Source organism: Arthrobacter sp. SD76 (genome assembly GCF_049726125.1).
GTDB classification, from domain to species: domain Bacteria; phylum Actinomycetota; class Actinomycetes; order Actinomycetales; family Micrococcaceae; genus Arthrobacter; species Arthrobacter nitrophenolicus.
Window position 1 is genome coordinate 2,328,358 of sequence record NZ_JBNBLR010000001.1, and the last position, 14,515, is coordinate 2,342,872.

General features: G+C 68.4%; 9 protein-coding genes and 6 pseudogenes. 8 read left to right on the forward strand and 7 right to left on the reverse strand.

Annotation, left to right across the window (positions count from 1 at the left end; translation table 11 throughout):
* Window positions 1–10: 10 nt before the first annotated feature.
* The 7 genes and pseudogenes from ACPEE0_RS11495 to ACPEE0_RS11525 all read right to left on the reverse strand — a co-directional run bounded on the left by ACPEE0_RS11495 (window position 11) and on the right by ACPEE0_RS11525 (window position 5,640).
* On the reverse strand, window positions 11–529 hold the full coding sequence (locus ACPEE0_RS11495; protein WP_424574533.1) for a multicopper oxidase domain-containing protein: 519 nt from the start codon (window positions 527–529) through the stop codon (window positions 11–13).
* The gene (locus ACPEE0_RS11500; protein ID WP_424575336.1) at window positions 526–1,083 is read right to left on the reverse strand and encodes a hypothetical protein; all 558 of its coding nucleotides are present in this window, start codon (window positions 1,081–1,083) and stop codon (window positions 526–528) included. Before ACPEE0_RS11500 ends, ACPEE0_RS11495 begins: the two co-directional genes overlap by 4 nt.
* Window positions 1,084–1,232: 149 nt before the next feature.
* Window positions 1,233–1,505: pseudogene (locus tag ACPEE0_RS11505) on the reverse strand (multicopper oxidase domain-containing protein); the annotation flags it as partial.
* Window positions 1,502–1,789: a twin-arginine translocation signal domain-containing protein gene (locus ACPEE0_RS11510; protein ID WP_424574534.1), complete on the reverse strand. Its 288-nt coding sequence runs from the start codon at window positions 1,787–1,789 to the stop codon at window positions 1,502–1,504. The gene ACPEE0_RS11510 and the pseudogene ACPEE0_RS11505, both read right to left, overlap by 4 nt.
* Before the next feature lie 133 nt (window positions 1,790–1,922).
* Entirely contained in the window at window positions 1,923–2,732 is an 810-nt protein-coding gene (locus ACPEE0_RS11515; protein ID WP_009357986.1) for an SDR family oxidoreductase, read from the reverse strand.
* Between the two features lie 38 nt (window positions 2,733–2,770).
* A pseudogene (locus ACPEE0_RS11520) lies at window positions 2,771–4,269 on the reverse strand (succinic semialdehyde dehydrogenase).
* A 69-nt stretch (window positions 4,270–4,338) separates the two neighbouring features.
* Window positions 4,339–5,640 carry an alpha/beta hydrolase family protein gene (locus tag ACPEE0_RS11525; RefSeq protein ID WP_009357984.1) on the reverse strand — a complete coding sequence of 434 codons (1,302 nt, stop codon included), beginning with the start codon at window positions 5,638–5,640 and terminating at the stop codon, window positions 4,339–4,341.
* 102 nt (window positions 5,641–5,742) lie between these two features.
* Between ACPEE0_RS11525 and ACPEE0_RS11530 the strand changes: the two genes are divergently transcribed.
* The 8 genes and pseudogenes from ACPEE0_RS11530 (at window position 5,743) to ACPEE0_RS11565 (ending at window position 14,507) form a co-directional block, all read left to right on the forward strand.
* Window positions 5,743–6,234, forward strand: a complete 492-nt coding sequence (locus ACPEE0_RS11530) for a hypothetical protein (RefSeq protein ID WP_354176294.1) — start codon at window positions 5,743–5,745, stop codon at window positions 6,232–6,234.
* Window positions 6,235–6,248: 14 nt separating this feature from the next.
* Window positions 6,249–6,797: a peptide-methionine (R)-S-oxide reductase MsrB gene (msrB, locus tag ACPEE0_RS11535; RefSeq protein WP_009357982.1), complete on the forward strand. Its 549-nt coding sequence runs from the start codon at window positions 6,249–6,251 to the stop codon at window positions 6,795–6,797.
* A 143-nt stretch (window positions 6,798–6,940) separates the two neighbouring features.
* Window positions 6,941–8,307, forward strand: a pseudogene (locus ACPEE0_RS11540) (DUF6421 family protein).
* Entirely contained in the window at window positions 8,304–9,038 is a 735-nt protein-coding gene (locus ACPEE0_RS11545) for an SDR family NAD(P)-dependent oxidoreductase (RefSeq protein ID WP_407709438.1), read from the forward strand. The pseudogene ACPEE0_RS11540 and the gene ACPEE0_RS11545 overlap by 4 nt, the downstream one beginning before the upstream one ends.
* A gap of 31 nt (window positions 9,039–9,069) precedes the next feature.
* Window positions 9,070–10,170: a threonine aldolase family protein gene (locus ACPEE0_RS11550; RefSeq protein ID WP_407710517.1), complete on the forward strand. Its 1,101-nt coding sequence runs from the start codon at window positions 9,070–9,072 to the stop codon at window positions 10,168–10,170.
* Between the two features lie 58 nt (window positions 10,171–10,228).
* Window positions 10,229–10,878: pseudogene (locus tag ACPEE0_RS11555) on the forward strand (DUF3000 domain-containing protein).
* Between the two features lie 69 nt (window positions 10,879–10,947).
* Window positions 10,948–12,281 (forward strand): annotated as a pseudogene (locus ACPEE0_RS11560) (HRDC domain-containing protein).
* Window positions 12,282–12,359: 78 nt separating this feature from the next.
* Window positions 12,360–14,507 (forward strand): annotated as a pseudogene (locus ACPEE0_RS11565) (3-hydroxyacyl-CoA dehydrogenase NAD-binding domain-containing protein).
* Window positions 14,508–14,515 lie beyond the last annotated feature (8 nt).

Here is a 14,515-nt window from a genome sequence, read left to right on the forward strand (position 1 = left end):
TCTCCGGCTGTTACTCAATGACGTAGCGCTGCATCATGTCGTTGTCCTCGTGCTCCAGGACATGGCAGTGCCAGACGTATTCGCCCTTGAAGGACTCGCCGATAGCCAGTGGTGCCCCGCCTGCAGCCGCAGCACCGAAGGGGACGCGGATCCGCGTCACTTCGCCCGGCAGCGCCACCACGGTGTCCTTCCATCCTTGCTCGTTGGCGGGGGCGTTCTTCGCACGGCCAATGAGGAAGGGATCCACCGGGACCGCATTCCCCTGGCCCGGCACCACGAGGCCGGACACGGGATCCATATAGCCGGTGGCCGCCAGGTAGGCGCCGGCATCGAACCGCTGCCGGTTGAGGACCTGGAACTGCGTGAAGTGCAGGTGGATGGGATGGGCGTCCACGGTGGTGTTGATGAGCTCCCACTGCTCCAGGGTGTCGCTTTTCACCGCAGTGATGTCCGGGCTGCCGAACATCCTGTTGTTCAGCAGCGCCATGACGGGAATGCCGTTGGCATCCACCACCTCCACCAGGGTCATACTCCTGTTGCGGCCGTCGGTTTGTCGCGCAGGCTGGTGATGGGCTGCTGCGGCCTCAGGCTGGCAGGCAGGGGCACGGTGTAGCCGGTCTGTGAAGCGACGGTGAACTGCATGATGTCCGGAAGGGGGACGCCGCCCCGCCGCACCGATACCGGCCCGTCGGGATACGGAACGGGGGCACTGTTGCGCAGGACAATCCGGGACCCGGCCGGCAGGCCTGCGAAGTCCAGCACGATGTCCGCCCGTTCACCGGGACCGATGACCAGCCTGTTGAGCCGGACGGGGGCGTTGAGGAGCCCGCCGTCGGAGCCGATCTGGTGGAGGACCAGCGCAGACCCGCCGGCGACGAACTTGAGGTCGTAGAACCGGGCGTTGGAGCCGTTGAAGACCCGGAAGCGGTATTTGCCGCGGGCCACCTCCAGGTTGGGCCAGCATCTGCCGTTGACCGTGGCCACGTCGCCAAAGAACTCGGGCGCCCACGGCCGCGGGTTCCCGTCACCCCCCAGGAGGTCGGGATTCGGCGGGTAGGCAAACGAGCCATCAGGATTGAACATGCGGTCCTGGATGATGAGCGGGACTTCGTAGGGCGGCGGCGGCAGGTGCGTGCCGTCCCCGGTGTCGATCCCTGTTCCCCGGGGCCCGGCGTGTCCCGGAGCAGGTAGCCGCCGGCCAGCCCCGCATAGACGTTCAGCCGGGTAATGCCCAGCGCATGGTCGTGGTACCACAGCCCGGCCGCATCCTGATTGTTGCTGTAGTGGTAGGTGTAGGAGGTCCCGGGCCCGAATACCTGTAGCGGGCCGCCGTCGGACCCTGGACTGGTGTTGCCGCCGTGGAGGTGGAGGGACGTCCGCGGGGCATTGGCATCGATGCTTCCGGCCGGCACCAGTTCGCTGTCCACGGCGAAGCCAAGGGGATGCCGCCCGATTCCGTTGTGGACCGTCAGGTCGAAGGGGGTACCTTTCCGGGCGATGATCACGGCCCCAGGTACGTCTGTGATGAGCCGGCCTGCTGGTATGCAAGCGTGGGCGTCCTGCCCATTTGTTGATGGAAAAGGTGGCTGGCGTTGACCATGGACAGGGACGTGCTGCCGCCGCCCTGCATATCGAGGACGCCAAGTTCGGCGAGCGCGGGCAGCTGCTCGGTAAACAGGGTGACCGGCGCCGCAGGGGGCGCCCCGACGGCAACGTGGCGGGGCGACACCAGCAGGCCCGCGCCGGCCACCGCACCGGCCTGAAGCAATTGACGTCTTGTGATGCGCATGTTTGGGGCTCCATTTCTTCGCCGACGGTTCCCCCTTGAACAGCAACGGTAGAAAGATCACGGGCGCCACGGTAGGGCCAAGGGTCCCCTTCGGATAAAGGCGAATGAAGCACGCGGCGCTGGTAAGCGGAACCTAGCGCGGGCGGCCGGTGAAGTGGTCCATGGTCCGGTTGACTCCCAGCACGTCCATGAGCCGGTCAAAGGTGCTGACGGGAAGGATCCGCAGGACCGGAAGCAGGTTCACTATGGGCGGCAGGACCACCTTGCGGCGGCCGGTCTCGATGGCGTCGAGGATCCGGGCAGCCACCTGCTCTTCCTGGAGGATGGGAAGGAGCAGCGGCCACCTGGTTCGGACGCCGTGGAACATGCCGGTATCGATGTAGTAGGGGCAGACCACCAGCGTATTGACGCCCGGATGCGCCGTGCGGAGCTCGGCGCGCAGTGACTCGTTGAAACCGAAGGCGGCGAACTTGCTGGCGGAGTAATCCGTCTGCCGGGCGACGCCCACCAGGCCCGCAGCGCTGGCTACCGTGACTACGGTGCCCCGCCGGCGATGTGCCATTCCGCCCAGGAAGGCCCGGGTAACCCAGTAGAGGGCCATGACGTTGACCTTCATGGTGCGTTCGATGTCCTCGTCCGTGGCCTCAAGGAGTTTCCGGCCACTCACCACGCCGGCGTTGTTGACCAGGATATCCACCTGCCCTGCAGCAGCAGCCGCGGACCGGACCGACTCCCGGTCTGTGACGTCGACGGCGTGCGCTTCGGCCTGCCCGCCGGCAGCCAGGATTTCGTCGCGCACCCCGGAACCCCGGGCGGCGTCCACGTCCCAGATGACTACCCGGCTTCCGCGCCCTGCGGCGCCAAGCGCCACACGGCGGCCCAGCCCGCTGCCCCCTCCCGTGATGAGCAGTGTTGCACCGGAAAGGCGGGTTCCTCTGGCCATGTCAGTTCTCCTGGTAGGTGGGCGGCAGGCAATGGTCCTTACCGGGTGCGGGGCAATCTGCCCATCAGGGTGATGGCCCCTTTCATGATGTGGGCGTAGGTCCTGTTGGACATGCCGGGTGTGGGCGCCACCCTCAGCAGGTGCTGCACGGCGACGGTCTGCGGCTCGGTGTATTTCAGGATGCCCTCCCTGCCATGGCGGCGTCCGGCGCCGGAGTCCTTCATCCCGCCGATCGGGGCGTCGTGGGACGCCCAGGTGGCGGCATAGCCTTCATTGACATTGACTGTGCCCGTGAGGAGCCGCCGGCCCACCACCTCCCCCCGCCGGGCGGACCAGACGCTGGCGTTCAGGCCGAAGTCGGAGTCGTTCGCCAGGGCCACGGCTTCGTCATCGTCCACCGCCCGGTAGACGGCAACCACCGGACCGAACGTCTCCTCCCGGGCCAGGAGCATGTCCTGCGTGACCCGGCCAGGACGGTGGGTTCGTAGAACAACGTTCCCAGGTCCGGCCTGCGGCGTCCGCCCGCGAGCAGCTGCGCGCCTTTTGCCAGGGCATCCTGGACATGCCGGTCCACCCGTTCCACCTGGGCGGCACTGATGAGCGAGCCCATGCCGATGTCCCAGTCCGGTCCGGGGCCCACGCGGATGCCCCTCACCCCGGCGGTGAACGCTGCCAGGAACGGCTGGTACACGTTGGTGTGCACGTAAATCCGCTCAATGCTGACGCAGAGTTGCCCGGAGTTGGAAAAGCAGGCGTGAACGGCGCCGGCGGCGGCCTTGCCAACATCGGCATCAGCGAGCACCAGCATTGGGTTCTTTCCGCCGAGTTCGGCGGAAAAGCCGATCAGCCGCTCACCGCACTGCCGTGCCACGGTCTTGCCGGTCTTCGAGGATCCGGTGAACATCAGGAAGTCCACCTGGTCGATCAGGACGGGGCCGATGTCCGGGCCAGGCCCCGTGACAACCTGGAACAGGTCGGCGGGAAGGCCTGCCTCCCGGAGCAGCCTGAGCATCAGCAGGGCCGTGAAAGGCGTCTGCGCATCCGGCTTCAGGACGATGCCGTTCCCGGCCAGCAGGGCCGGAAGGGCGTCGGAGACAGCGAGGGTCAGGGGGTAGTTCCAGGGACTGATGACCCCCACCACGCCTTTGGGAACGCGGTACTCGGTGGTGCGCGTCAGGACCGGGGCCGCACCCTTCCGGCGGCGCGGCCGCAGGTGCCGTTCAGCGGTCCGCTCGTAGTAGTCCGCTGTCAGGACCACGTCAGCGAACTCTTCGAACGCGCTCAGCCGTGCCTTGCCGCTCTCGGCCTGCACCAGGTCCAGGACGTCCTGTTCCCGATCCAGCAGCAGCCGTCGGAAACGCCGGATGACCGCCCGCCGTTCGGCCACGGATATGGATGTCCAGTGCCGTTGCGCCGCACGCGCGGTGTCGACGGCGGCACGCACGTCGGAAGCGCTGCAGACGGGAACCTCGCCCACCAGGGAGCCGTCGAAAGGGGCGTAGGAAGCCTGCTTTGGCCCGCCCGGTGCTGCCACCACCAGTCCCCAAGTCCCGCTGCCAGTCCGCGGCCGCGGTCCATCACAGTGGCGGACCGTCGTTCCACCACGTCATTCCCCCGCCGGCGCTTGCCGGGCCGGCGAGCGCGGCGCGGCAGCGGACCCGGGATTGAGCCGCGGCGCGAGCTGCTGCCGCAACCAGGCTTTCACGAGCCGCTCCCAGCGCTCCGGGTCCACGTTCCACTCCTTCGTGTGGCGGGCCTGCTGGAACGGCTCGAAGGTGACCATCTCCGGGTTCCGTTCGGCCAGCAGCGTGGACGGCTTGTAGGGCACATATTCGTCGTCAACGCTGTGGATGATCAGCGTGGGCGTCCGCAGTTCCACGGCACGGACCACCCAGTCCATCTCCTTCAGGTCCACGGGCGCGGCGAGCCCGGTCAGCCTGCGCCCGAGCGGATGCCCGAGCATCAGCTGCCCGTACCGGCCCACCAGGGACGGAATCCGGTTGATCTGGGCGTGGTGCGCCAGGACGTTGACCCAGTCGATCACCGGGGCATCGAGCACCATGGCACGGACCAGGTGCCGGTACCGGGACAGGTCGGCGGTCTGCAGGCAGATGGCGCCTCCCATCGACCAGCCGAACAGCACGATCTCCTCGGCGCCGTTGGCCAGTGCGTACTCGATTGCGGCCTCAATGTCCCGCCATTCGGTGGAGCCCAGGCCATACCGCCCGTCACCGGCCGAGGGTGCGAGCCCGTCGTTGCGGTACGAGACCAGCAGGCTGGTCAGGCCAAGTTCCAGCGCCGGCCCCACGGCACGCAGCGCCTCCTGCCGGCTGGCGCCCCGGCCGTGCACCATCACCGCCCACGTCCGGGCATTGCCGCCCGCACGCACCAGCCACGCCGGTGCCTCACCGCGGTCCACCGGGATCAGCACGTCCTCCGCGGGAAGCCCGACGGCGGCCGGGTCCGGGTGGACGGCCCCGCTCCACCAGCCCCAGCGTGCGGTGGAGAGGTCGCCGGCGTACACGGCTTCCACCTCGCGCAGCACCGTCCGTTCCGATGGGGAATAGGACACGATCCGGCCGATCCGCGCGTGCCCCTGGCCGCCGTCGAAGAAGAACCCGTACACACCGTCCACGGTGGTGTCGTCGGTGGCGGCAAGGATCACCTGCTGTTTCTGGCCGTCCCTGATCACAGCCAGCACCTCCTGGTCCGCGGTCCGCTGCCGGGAGGGGGTGATGACCCGCCGGGCGAAGTAGACCGCCAGGGCCGAGGAGCCGGTGGCAAGGAGTCCGGCCAGGGCACCGCCGCCGATCGCGCCGCCGATGGCCCACTTGGTCCGCAGTGACATGCCCCCGGTTTCGCTGGCGGACTGTACGGGGGCCGGGCCGGTGCGCTGGAAAAGAGCCATGCCACTATTCTTACCGCCCGCGGACGGTAGCCCGCATTCCGGGACCGCGGACGCGCCCGCCGGCCGGGTGCGGCTCCCCCGGCACAGGGCTAGGCTAAGGCCATGAGCGAACCCATCGTCATCCTGACCGAAGAACCCCTGGGCGCGGACGACCGCGTGAACATCGAACGGCTCGTGGACGGGGCAGAGACACGCCTCCTTGTCCTGGTACCGGCCAACACCGAACGGCACCTGCTGGTGGATTTCCTCGAGAACCTTTCCCTGCTGGATATTGCCAAGGCCTTCCGGGAACTGACGGCGGGCGCACCTGATCCGGGTACCGAGCGGGCCCATGCGGCGGAGACGCTGGCGGTTTCGGTCGCTGCGCTGGAAGGACTGGGCAGTGGCGTTTCGGGTGAGGTTGTTGAGGGCGGAGCTGTTGACGGCCTGGTGGCCAAGGTCCGCGAGACCGGCGCGTCCCAGGCAGTGGTGATCACCCGGCCCCATGCGGTGGCAGACACCTTCCATACGGACTGGGCCAACAAGGCGCAGGACCGGCTGGGCGTGCCCGTGCTGCACCTGTATGCGGGTTCGGGATTTATCGGCGACTCCTGAGCGTTGGCAACCGTATGAACATCTTCGAGAACAGCATCTTCCGCAACCGGGCCACCCACGCCGTCGCGGATCCTGCGGCAGGACAGGACACCGCCCGGGAGGAGTCCGCCACGGAAGCCAGCGACAGGGCCGGTACCGTCCGGAAAAGCGACGCCGAATGGCGGCAGGAACTGACTCCGGAGGAGTTCTACGTCCTGCGGCAGGCCGGCACCGAGCGTCCCTTCACGGGAGAGTACTGGGACACCCACACCGCGGGCGTCTACCAGTGCCGCGCCTGCGGGGCGGAACTGTTCACCAGCAACGAGAAGTTCGACTCGCACTGCGGATGGCCGTCCTTCTGGGCTCCGCTGGCTGAGGGGAAGGTCCGCTACATCCACGACCGCACCCTCGGCATGGACCGCGTGGAAGTCCGCTGCGGAACCTGCGACTCCCACCTTGGCCACGTCTTCGAGGGTGAGGGCTATGGCACCCCCACAGACCAGCGCTACTGCATCAACTCGGTGTCCCTGAAGCTGGTTCCGCGGGAAGAACCGCAGGTCAGCGGCGGAAGCCCCGAGGCCTGATCCCCCAGCACCGGGAGGCCTCAGGCCCTTCGGTTCAGCCCCGAGCAACAGTGTTTCTTTGGCTGGGCCGCTTTTCAGATTAGTTCTTCTGGTTGCTTGCTACGCTCCCCATAGACAGCAAGCAACCAGAAAGGCAGCCGACGATGACCGAAGTCCTGACCACCGCCCTGACGGGGATCTCCGCCACCAACCCGGACTGGCTCCGGCTCAAGGCCGCGGCCGCAGCACTCCAGCCCCTGCAGGCCCAGGACGGGTCCATCCCGGACCCGGCAGCCCACGCCGCGGCTTCCGCTTCCGTGGACGCGATCATCGACGCAATCCGGGCCCTGGCCCCGCCTTCCCGCACGATGCCGCCTACCTCGACGCCGCCTGCAGCGACTTCGCAGCCTGGCAGGCCGGAGGTTTCGGCGTTCCCGATTTCCTGTCCTCCCTGCTTGCCTTCCAGCCGCAGGAACAGCGCCGGGATGGCCTGCAGCACCTGGTCGTCTTCCCCATGTACACGCAGAACGGCAGCAGCAGCCGCCTGGTGGAAGCAGTCCTGATCGAAGTCATCTGGCCTGAATTCATCGCCGGCCTGGAAAGCGGCGACTACTCCAACAAGCTGTTCGTCCCCATCCGCTTCCTCGACTTCACCGCCGGCTACGACACCAATTCCGCCGTCCTCTTCCCGGAAACCGTCGCGGTCAGCGAAACCCCCACCTTCACCTGGGGCGCGATCTTCGCCGACCGGGAAGCAGCCCGCTTCCGCCGCGTCCTGAAGGCCGCCGCCGGAATCACCTGCCTGAACCTGCCGGAAGGTGCCGCGGACATGCTCGCCGACCAGGACCTCACGGAGGCCACCTTCGTGATGTGGGACCTGATCCACGACCGCACCCACATGCGCGGCGACCTGCCCTTCGACCCGTTCATGATCAAGCAGCGCATGCCGTTCTTCCTGTACTCCCTGGAAGAACTCCGCTGCGACCTGACCGCCTTCCGCGAGTCCGTGCGGATCGAGCAGGACGAGGACGCGGATCCGGAGGCACGCCGGCACGCGAAGCTGGTGCAGTACGCCATCATCTTCGACCGCATCTTCCGGTTCGCGATCACCGGCAGCCGGGTCCGCAACTACGACGGCCTCGGCGGACAGCTCCTCTTCGCCTGGCTGCACCAGCACCATGTCCTCCACTGGACCGACACCCGACTCACCATCGACTGGGATGAAGTCGCCGACGCCGTCATCGCCCTCGGCACCGCCATTGATGAGCTGTACTGGCGCTCCATCGACCGGCCCAAGACCGCCCACTGGCTGGCGGCCTACGAGCTGATCTCCGCAACGGTCACCCCGAATCCGGCATCGGTCTGGGCCAAGGGACCGGACGCACTGCCGCTGTCCGGTCCGCCGCGCGGCCTCACCGACCAAGTGCTGGACGACGAATTCCCGCTGTCCATGTTCTACGAGGCATTGGAGAAGAAAATGCGCCCCGTCATCGAGTCCACGGCCGGTATCACCGGCAGCTCCGCACTGTGAGCAGCCCCCGGGCCGAAGAATCCCCACTGAACGTCCTGGTCACGGGCGGCAGCGGCGCCTCCGGCGTGGCGGTGGCCCGTGCGCTTAACCATGCAGGTTGCCGGGTCTTCACGGTCGGCTCGGACCGGCAGCGGATCGAGTCAGCGGCACAGCAGGCGGGCGACGGCGTCACGCCCCTGGTGTGCGACCTTGCCAGGCTCGACGACGTCCGGCGGCTGCGGGAGGATGTTTCCGCAGCCGCCGGGCCGGTGGACGCGGTGATCCACCTGGTGGGCGGCTGGCGCGGCGCCACCGGCATCCCGGACCAGTCCGACGAAGACTGGGACTTCCTGCATCAGGGCGCGGTCACCACGCTGCGCAATGTCTCCCGTGTGTTCTTCGATGACATCGCCGCCTCCGCCAACGGCAGGTTCGCCATGGTCTCCTCCACGGCCCTCGACCAGCCTGCGGCAGGGGTGGCCAGCTATGTCGCCGCCAAGGCGGCCGCTGAAGCCTGGACCATGGCGATGGCAGACGGCTTCCGCAAGGCGGACGGCGGGCAGGCTGCCGCCGTCGTGCTGGTGGTGAAGGCCCTGGTGGACGAGGGCCTGCGGCGCAGGAACCCGGAACGCTCCTTCCCCGGGGCCACGGACGTGGAGGAGCTGGCAGCCGCCGTCGTCCGGCTCTTCAAGGCGCCCGCGGACGAACTGAACGGCGCGCGACTCCGGCTGGCCGGCCAGCCACCGCAGTGACTGTACCTAGACTGAAAGCGTGAGCAAAAGCATGACAACAACAACGGCAGAAACCGGGCACGCGGCGCGGCTGCACGATCCCGGCGTGCGCGGCTTTGCCTCGGACAACTACTCCGGCGTCCATCCCGAGATCCTCGCGGCCCTTGCCGCCGCGAACGGCGGACACCAGGTCTCCTACGGGGAGGATGACTACACGGCACGGCTGCAGGAATTGATGGCGGAGCACTTCGGGCCCGGCATCGAATGCTTTCCCGTCTTCAACGGGACCGGCGCCAACGTCCTGGCCCTGCAGTCGCTGCTCCCCCGCTGGGGTGCCGTGGTGTGCGCCTCCACCGCGCACATCAACATGGATGAGAACGGCGCCCCCGAGCGGATCGGCGGCATCAAGCTGCTGCAGGTTCCCACCCCGGACGGCAAGCTGACGCCCGAACTGATCGACCGCGAGGCCTGGGGCTGGGGCGACGAACACCGCGCCCAGCCCCTGGCCGTCTCCATCACCCAGACCACCGAGCTTGGCACCTGCTATACCCCGGAGGAAGTCCGCGCCATTGCGGACCACGTCCATGCCCGGGGCATGAAGCTGCACATGGACGGCGCCCGGCTGGCCAACGCCGCCGCCCACCTGCAGGTCCCGCTGCGGGACTTCACCCGCGACGCCGGGGTGGACATCCTCTCCTTCGGGGGCACCAAGAACGGCCTGCTGTTCGGCGAGGTGGTGGTGGCGCTCAACCCGGAGGCCGCGCACGGGCTGGTCTACCTCCGCAAGATGAACATGCAGCTGGCCTCCAAGATGCGGTTCCTGTCCGCCCAGTTCATCGCCCTCCTCGACGGTGGCCTCTGGCTGCGGTCCGCCGCGCACGCCAACGCCATGGCGGCCCGCCTGCGCGCCGCCGTCGACACCATCGACGGTGTCCGGCCCACGCAGAAAACCGAATCCAACGGTGTCTTTGCCATCCTCCCGCCAGGCGTGGCGGACAGGCTGCGCACGTCCTTCCGGTTCTACGACTGGAACGAGGCCGCCGGGGAAGTCCGCTGGATGTGCTCCTTCGACACCACCGAGGAGGATGTTGATGCCTTCGCCGCCGCAATCCGCCACGAACTCCGCGGTTACCGGAGCGGGCAGGGCACCTAGGCCGCCGGTGACGGCGAGCCTTCCCGCCCTGCCGCGGCCTGTTGCGTAATCTGCCAAGGTGAACGCACTTGACCAGGTTCCCCCGGATTTCCTCCACGCCTTGGGAACCCTCAGGAAAGCCCGGTGCCGCAAGGAACTCCGCCTCGCGGAAATCCCTGCGCCCGCGCGCCTGGCACCCTTCGCCGTCGCGCTGGGAGCGGAAGTCATGGCGCCCGGTGCCGCCACTCCTTCCACTCCCCTCCACGGACCCGCCGCCATGGCCCTGGCCGCCGCCCAGGGATCCGGTGACGACTCCGAAACGGAACTGGCAACCGGACGGTTCATCCTGCTGCACGACCCCGAGGGCTCGGACGTCTGGGACGGCGAATTCCGGATCGTGACCTACATCAGGGCAGAGTTGGAGCCGGAGATGGGCAACGACGAAATGCTCGGCACGGTGGCCTGGACCTGGCTGGTGGAGGCGCTGGAGAACCACAAGGCGCCGTACCGGGCGGCGGGCGGCACCGCCACGCGGGTCCTTTCCGAGAGCTTCGGCACCCTGGCTGAACGGCCGGGTCCATCGACATCGAACTCCGGGCATCGTGGACCCCGGCGTCCCCGGACGTCACTGCCCACCTGGAAGCGTGGTCGGACATGGTCTGCACGTTCGCCGGCCTGCCTCCGCTGCCCGACGGCGTGACGCCCCTGCCGCACCGGCGCCGGAACTAGTGCACGGCCACCGGTGCCGGCGCACAGGCAGGCCGCCTTTCCGGGACTGCCCGGTAAACTAAGGGCATCATGACCCCTAACATTCCGGAAAACACCACGGCCGGCGTCCCGGCTGCTGATACCGCACCCCACATCACGGTGGAAGGCTTCGACAGCCCCATCCCCGAAATCATTGAACTGGCAGCGCCCCGGGAGGGCGTGCCGCTGGTCATCGAAACCCAGGCGGGGCTGGAGCGGTGCGCCGCCGCCATTGCCGCCGGCACCGGTCCGGCGGGGGTCGACGCCGAACGCGCTTCCGGTTTCCGTTACGGGCAGCGGGCGTTCCTGGTCCAGATCCGCCGCGAAGGCGCCGGAACCTGGCTGATCGATCCCGAACCCTTCGAGGACCTCAGCATCATCAACGACGCCCTCCGCGGCGTCGAATGGATCCTGCACGCCGCCACCCAGGACCTGCCGTGCCTCCTGGAGCTGGGCATGTGGCCGGACAAGCTCTTCGACACCGAACTCGCCGCGCGCCTGGCAGGCCTGCCCCGGGTTGGCCTGGCCGCAGTCATCGAGCAGCTCCTGGGATTCAGCCTCGCCAAGGAGCATTCGGCGGCGGACTGGTCCACCAGGCCCCTGCCCGAGCCCTGGCTCCGCTACGCCGCCCTGGACGTCGAGGTCCTCAGCGAGCTGCGCGAGGAGCTGGTGGAACTCCTGGAAGCCGACGGGAAGCTCGGTTACGCCGAGCAGGAGTTTGCAGCCATCCTCGCCGCCGGCGTGGCGCCGCCGCGGGTCGATCCCTGGCGGAAGACCTCCGGCCTGCACCAGATCCGGGACCGCCGCCAGCTCGCCGCCGTCCGGGAGCTGTGGCTGGAACGCGACTCGCTGGCACAGAAACGGGACGTGGCACCGGGACGCCTGATCCCGGACTCCGCCCTGGTGGCGGCCGCGAAGGCCATGCCCGCCACCGTCCCGCAGCTGCTGGGCACCAAGGGCTTCCATGGCAGGGCGGCGCAGCGGGAGGCTCCGCGCTGGCTGCGCTGCATTGCCGCCGCCCGGGACCTTGAGGAACTGCCACCGCTGCACCTGGCGACCAACGCCCCGCCCCCGCCCCGCGTCTGGGCGGACCGCGACCCGGAAGCCGCTGCGCGGCTGGCCACGGCCCGGCCCTTGCTGCAGGAGAAGGCCGAAGAGCTGAACCTGCCACTGGAGAACCTCCTCACCCCTGATTTCCTGCGGCGCGTGGCGTGGCGGCCTCCGCCCACATCAGCGAGGCATCGGTCGCTGCCGAGCTGCGGGCCCTGGGTGCGCGGGACTGGCAGGTGGAACTCGCCGCACCGCTGATTGCCGGCGCGTTCCTCAATCCGCAGCCGCTGCCGCCCAAGGAACCCAAGGCCGCCGTGGCAGCAGCTGGGGAATGAGGGCCTGGCGGTGGCCTTGCGGGCAAAGTTACCGGTGAGTAACATCTGGGATACATCCCCGTCCTAAGGAGCCCCGTCATGAGCGCCGCAGACTTTACCGATTTCGCCAGCCTGTTCCCCGACGAGACCGTCACGCACTCCACTGTCCGGGACGTCGACCTGCCCGGCGGAGCCGGCACATTCGCCCTCATCACCCTGGACAACGGCCTGGACTCCTCCAAGCCCACAACCCTGGGCCGAACACCCTGGTGGAACTCGGCACCGTGCTCGAAGAGCTGCGGACACGGGCGGCGAACGGTGAGATCGCCGGCGTCGGCGTCACGGGCAAGCCCTCCTACTTCGTTGCCGGCGCGGACCTTTCGGCGGTCAAGTCCCTGGCGAAGCGCGAACACGGACTGTGGATGGCACAGCTTGGCCACGAGGTGTTCCGAACCCTTGCCAACCTGGGGGTTCCCAGTTTCGCGTTCGTCAACGGCCCGGCCCTGGGCGGCGGCCTCGAGGTCGCCCTGCAGTCCACGTACCGGACGGTCTCGACGGGCGCGGGGGCGCTGGCCCTGCCGGAAGCATTCCTCGGGCTGGTGCCGGGCTGGGGCGGCGTCTACCTCCTCCCCCGCCTGATCGGCCCGGAACGTGCAGTCCAGGTCATGATCGAAAACCCGCTCAGCAACAACCGGACGCTGACCGGAGCCCAGGCCTTCGAACATGGCATGGCAGACGCCCTCTTTGGCCCGGACAACTTCCTGGAGCAGTCCCGCCTGGGCTGCCGGAGTCATCACGGGGGACGTTGTTGCTGAACGTGCCAACGCCGTCGACCCGTCCGCGACGGACACCGCGGCCCGGTGGGCCGCCGCGGTGGCGGCAGGCCGGCAGTTCGTCACAGCGAAGACTTCGGATGCGGCTCCGGCCCCGGGCAAAGTCCTGGACCTCATGGAAGCCAACCGCACCCTGGACCAGGCGGAATCGGCTTCGCTGGAATGCGAAACCCTGGCGGAGCTGATGCAGACGGACGAGTTCCGCGCGACGGTCTACGCCTTCCTGGACCTCGTCCAGAAGCGCTCCAAGCGGCCGGCGGGCGCCCCCGACCGCAGCCTCGCCCGGCCGGTCGCCAAGGTGGGTGTGGTGGGTGCCGGGCTGATGGCCAGCCAGCTGGCACTGCTCTTCGCCCGCCAGCTCAAGGTTCCCGTGGTCATGACGGACATCGACCAGACCCGGGTGGACAAGGGCGTGGGTTATGTCCACGCCGAGGTGGACAAGCTGCTGGCCAAGGAGCGGATCAGCCCCGATGCCGCCGCACGCACCAAGGCGCTGGTCACCGGTTCCGTGGCCAAGGAAGCCTTCGCCGATGCCGACTTCGTGATCGAGGCCGTCTTCGAGGAACTCGGCGTGAAGAAGCAGGTGTTCGCCGAGCTGGAGGGCATCGTCCGGCCCGACTGCATCCTGGCCACCAACACGTCCTCGCTGTCGGTCACCGCCATGGCCGAGGACCTGCAGCACCCGGAACGCCTGGTGGGGTTCCACTTCTTCAACCCGGTGGCAGTGATGCCGCTGCTGGAGATCGTCCGCGCCCCGCGTACCGGTGACGAGGTCCTCGCCACCGCATTCGAGCTGGCCAGGACCCTCAAGAAGACGGGTGTGCTGGTCAAGGATGCTGCCGCCTTCGTGGTCAACCGGATCCTGCTCCGGCTGATGGGCGAAGTGACCGCAGCGTTCGATGAAGGCACGCCTGCGGAGGTGGCTGACAACGCCCTGCGCCCGATGGGCCTGCCGATGACCCCCTTCACGCTGCTCGCGATGGTGGGGCTGCCGGTGGCACAGCACGTCCAGGAGTCCCTGAACGCCGCTTTCGGCAGCCGCTTCCCGGTTTCCGCCAACCTGCAGAAACTCATCGACAACGGCATCAAAGGCCTCTGGGAAACGGCGCCGGACGGAACCCGCGTTATTCCCGCATCCACCATGGCACTGATGTCCTTCGGCACCACTCCGTCCTCAAGCGAGGAGGTGCTGCGGCGGACCCAGGACGCCCTTGCCGAGGAGATCGGCCTGATGCTCGACGAGGGCGTGGTGGCGGGCCCCGAAGACATCGACCTCTGCATGATCCTGGGTGCCGGCTGGCCGATGTTCCTCGGCGGCATCACCCCCTACCTGGACCGGGTGGGAGCGTCCGAGCGGGTCAACGGCCGGCGCTTCCTGCCGCCGGGAGTGGCCTCGGGTCCCTCCGTGGCCTAGCCGGTACG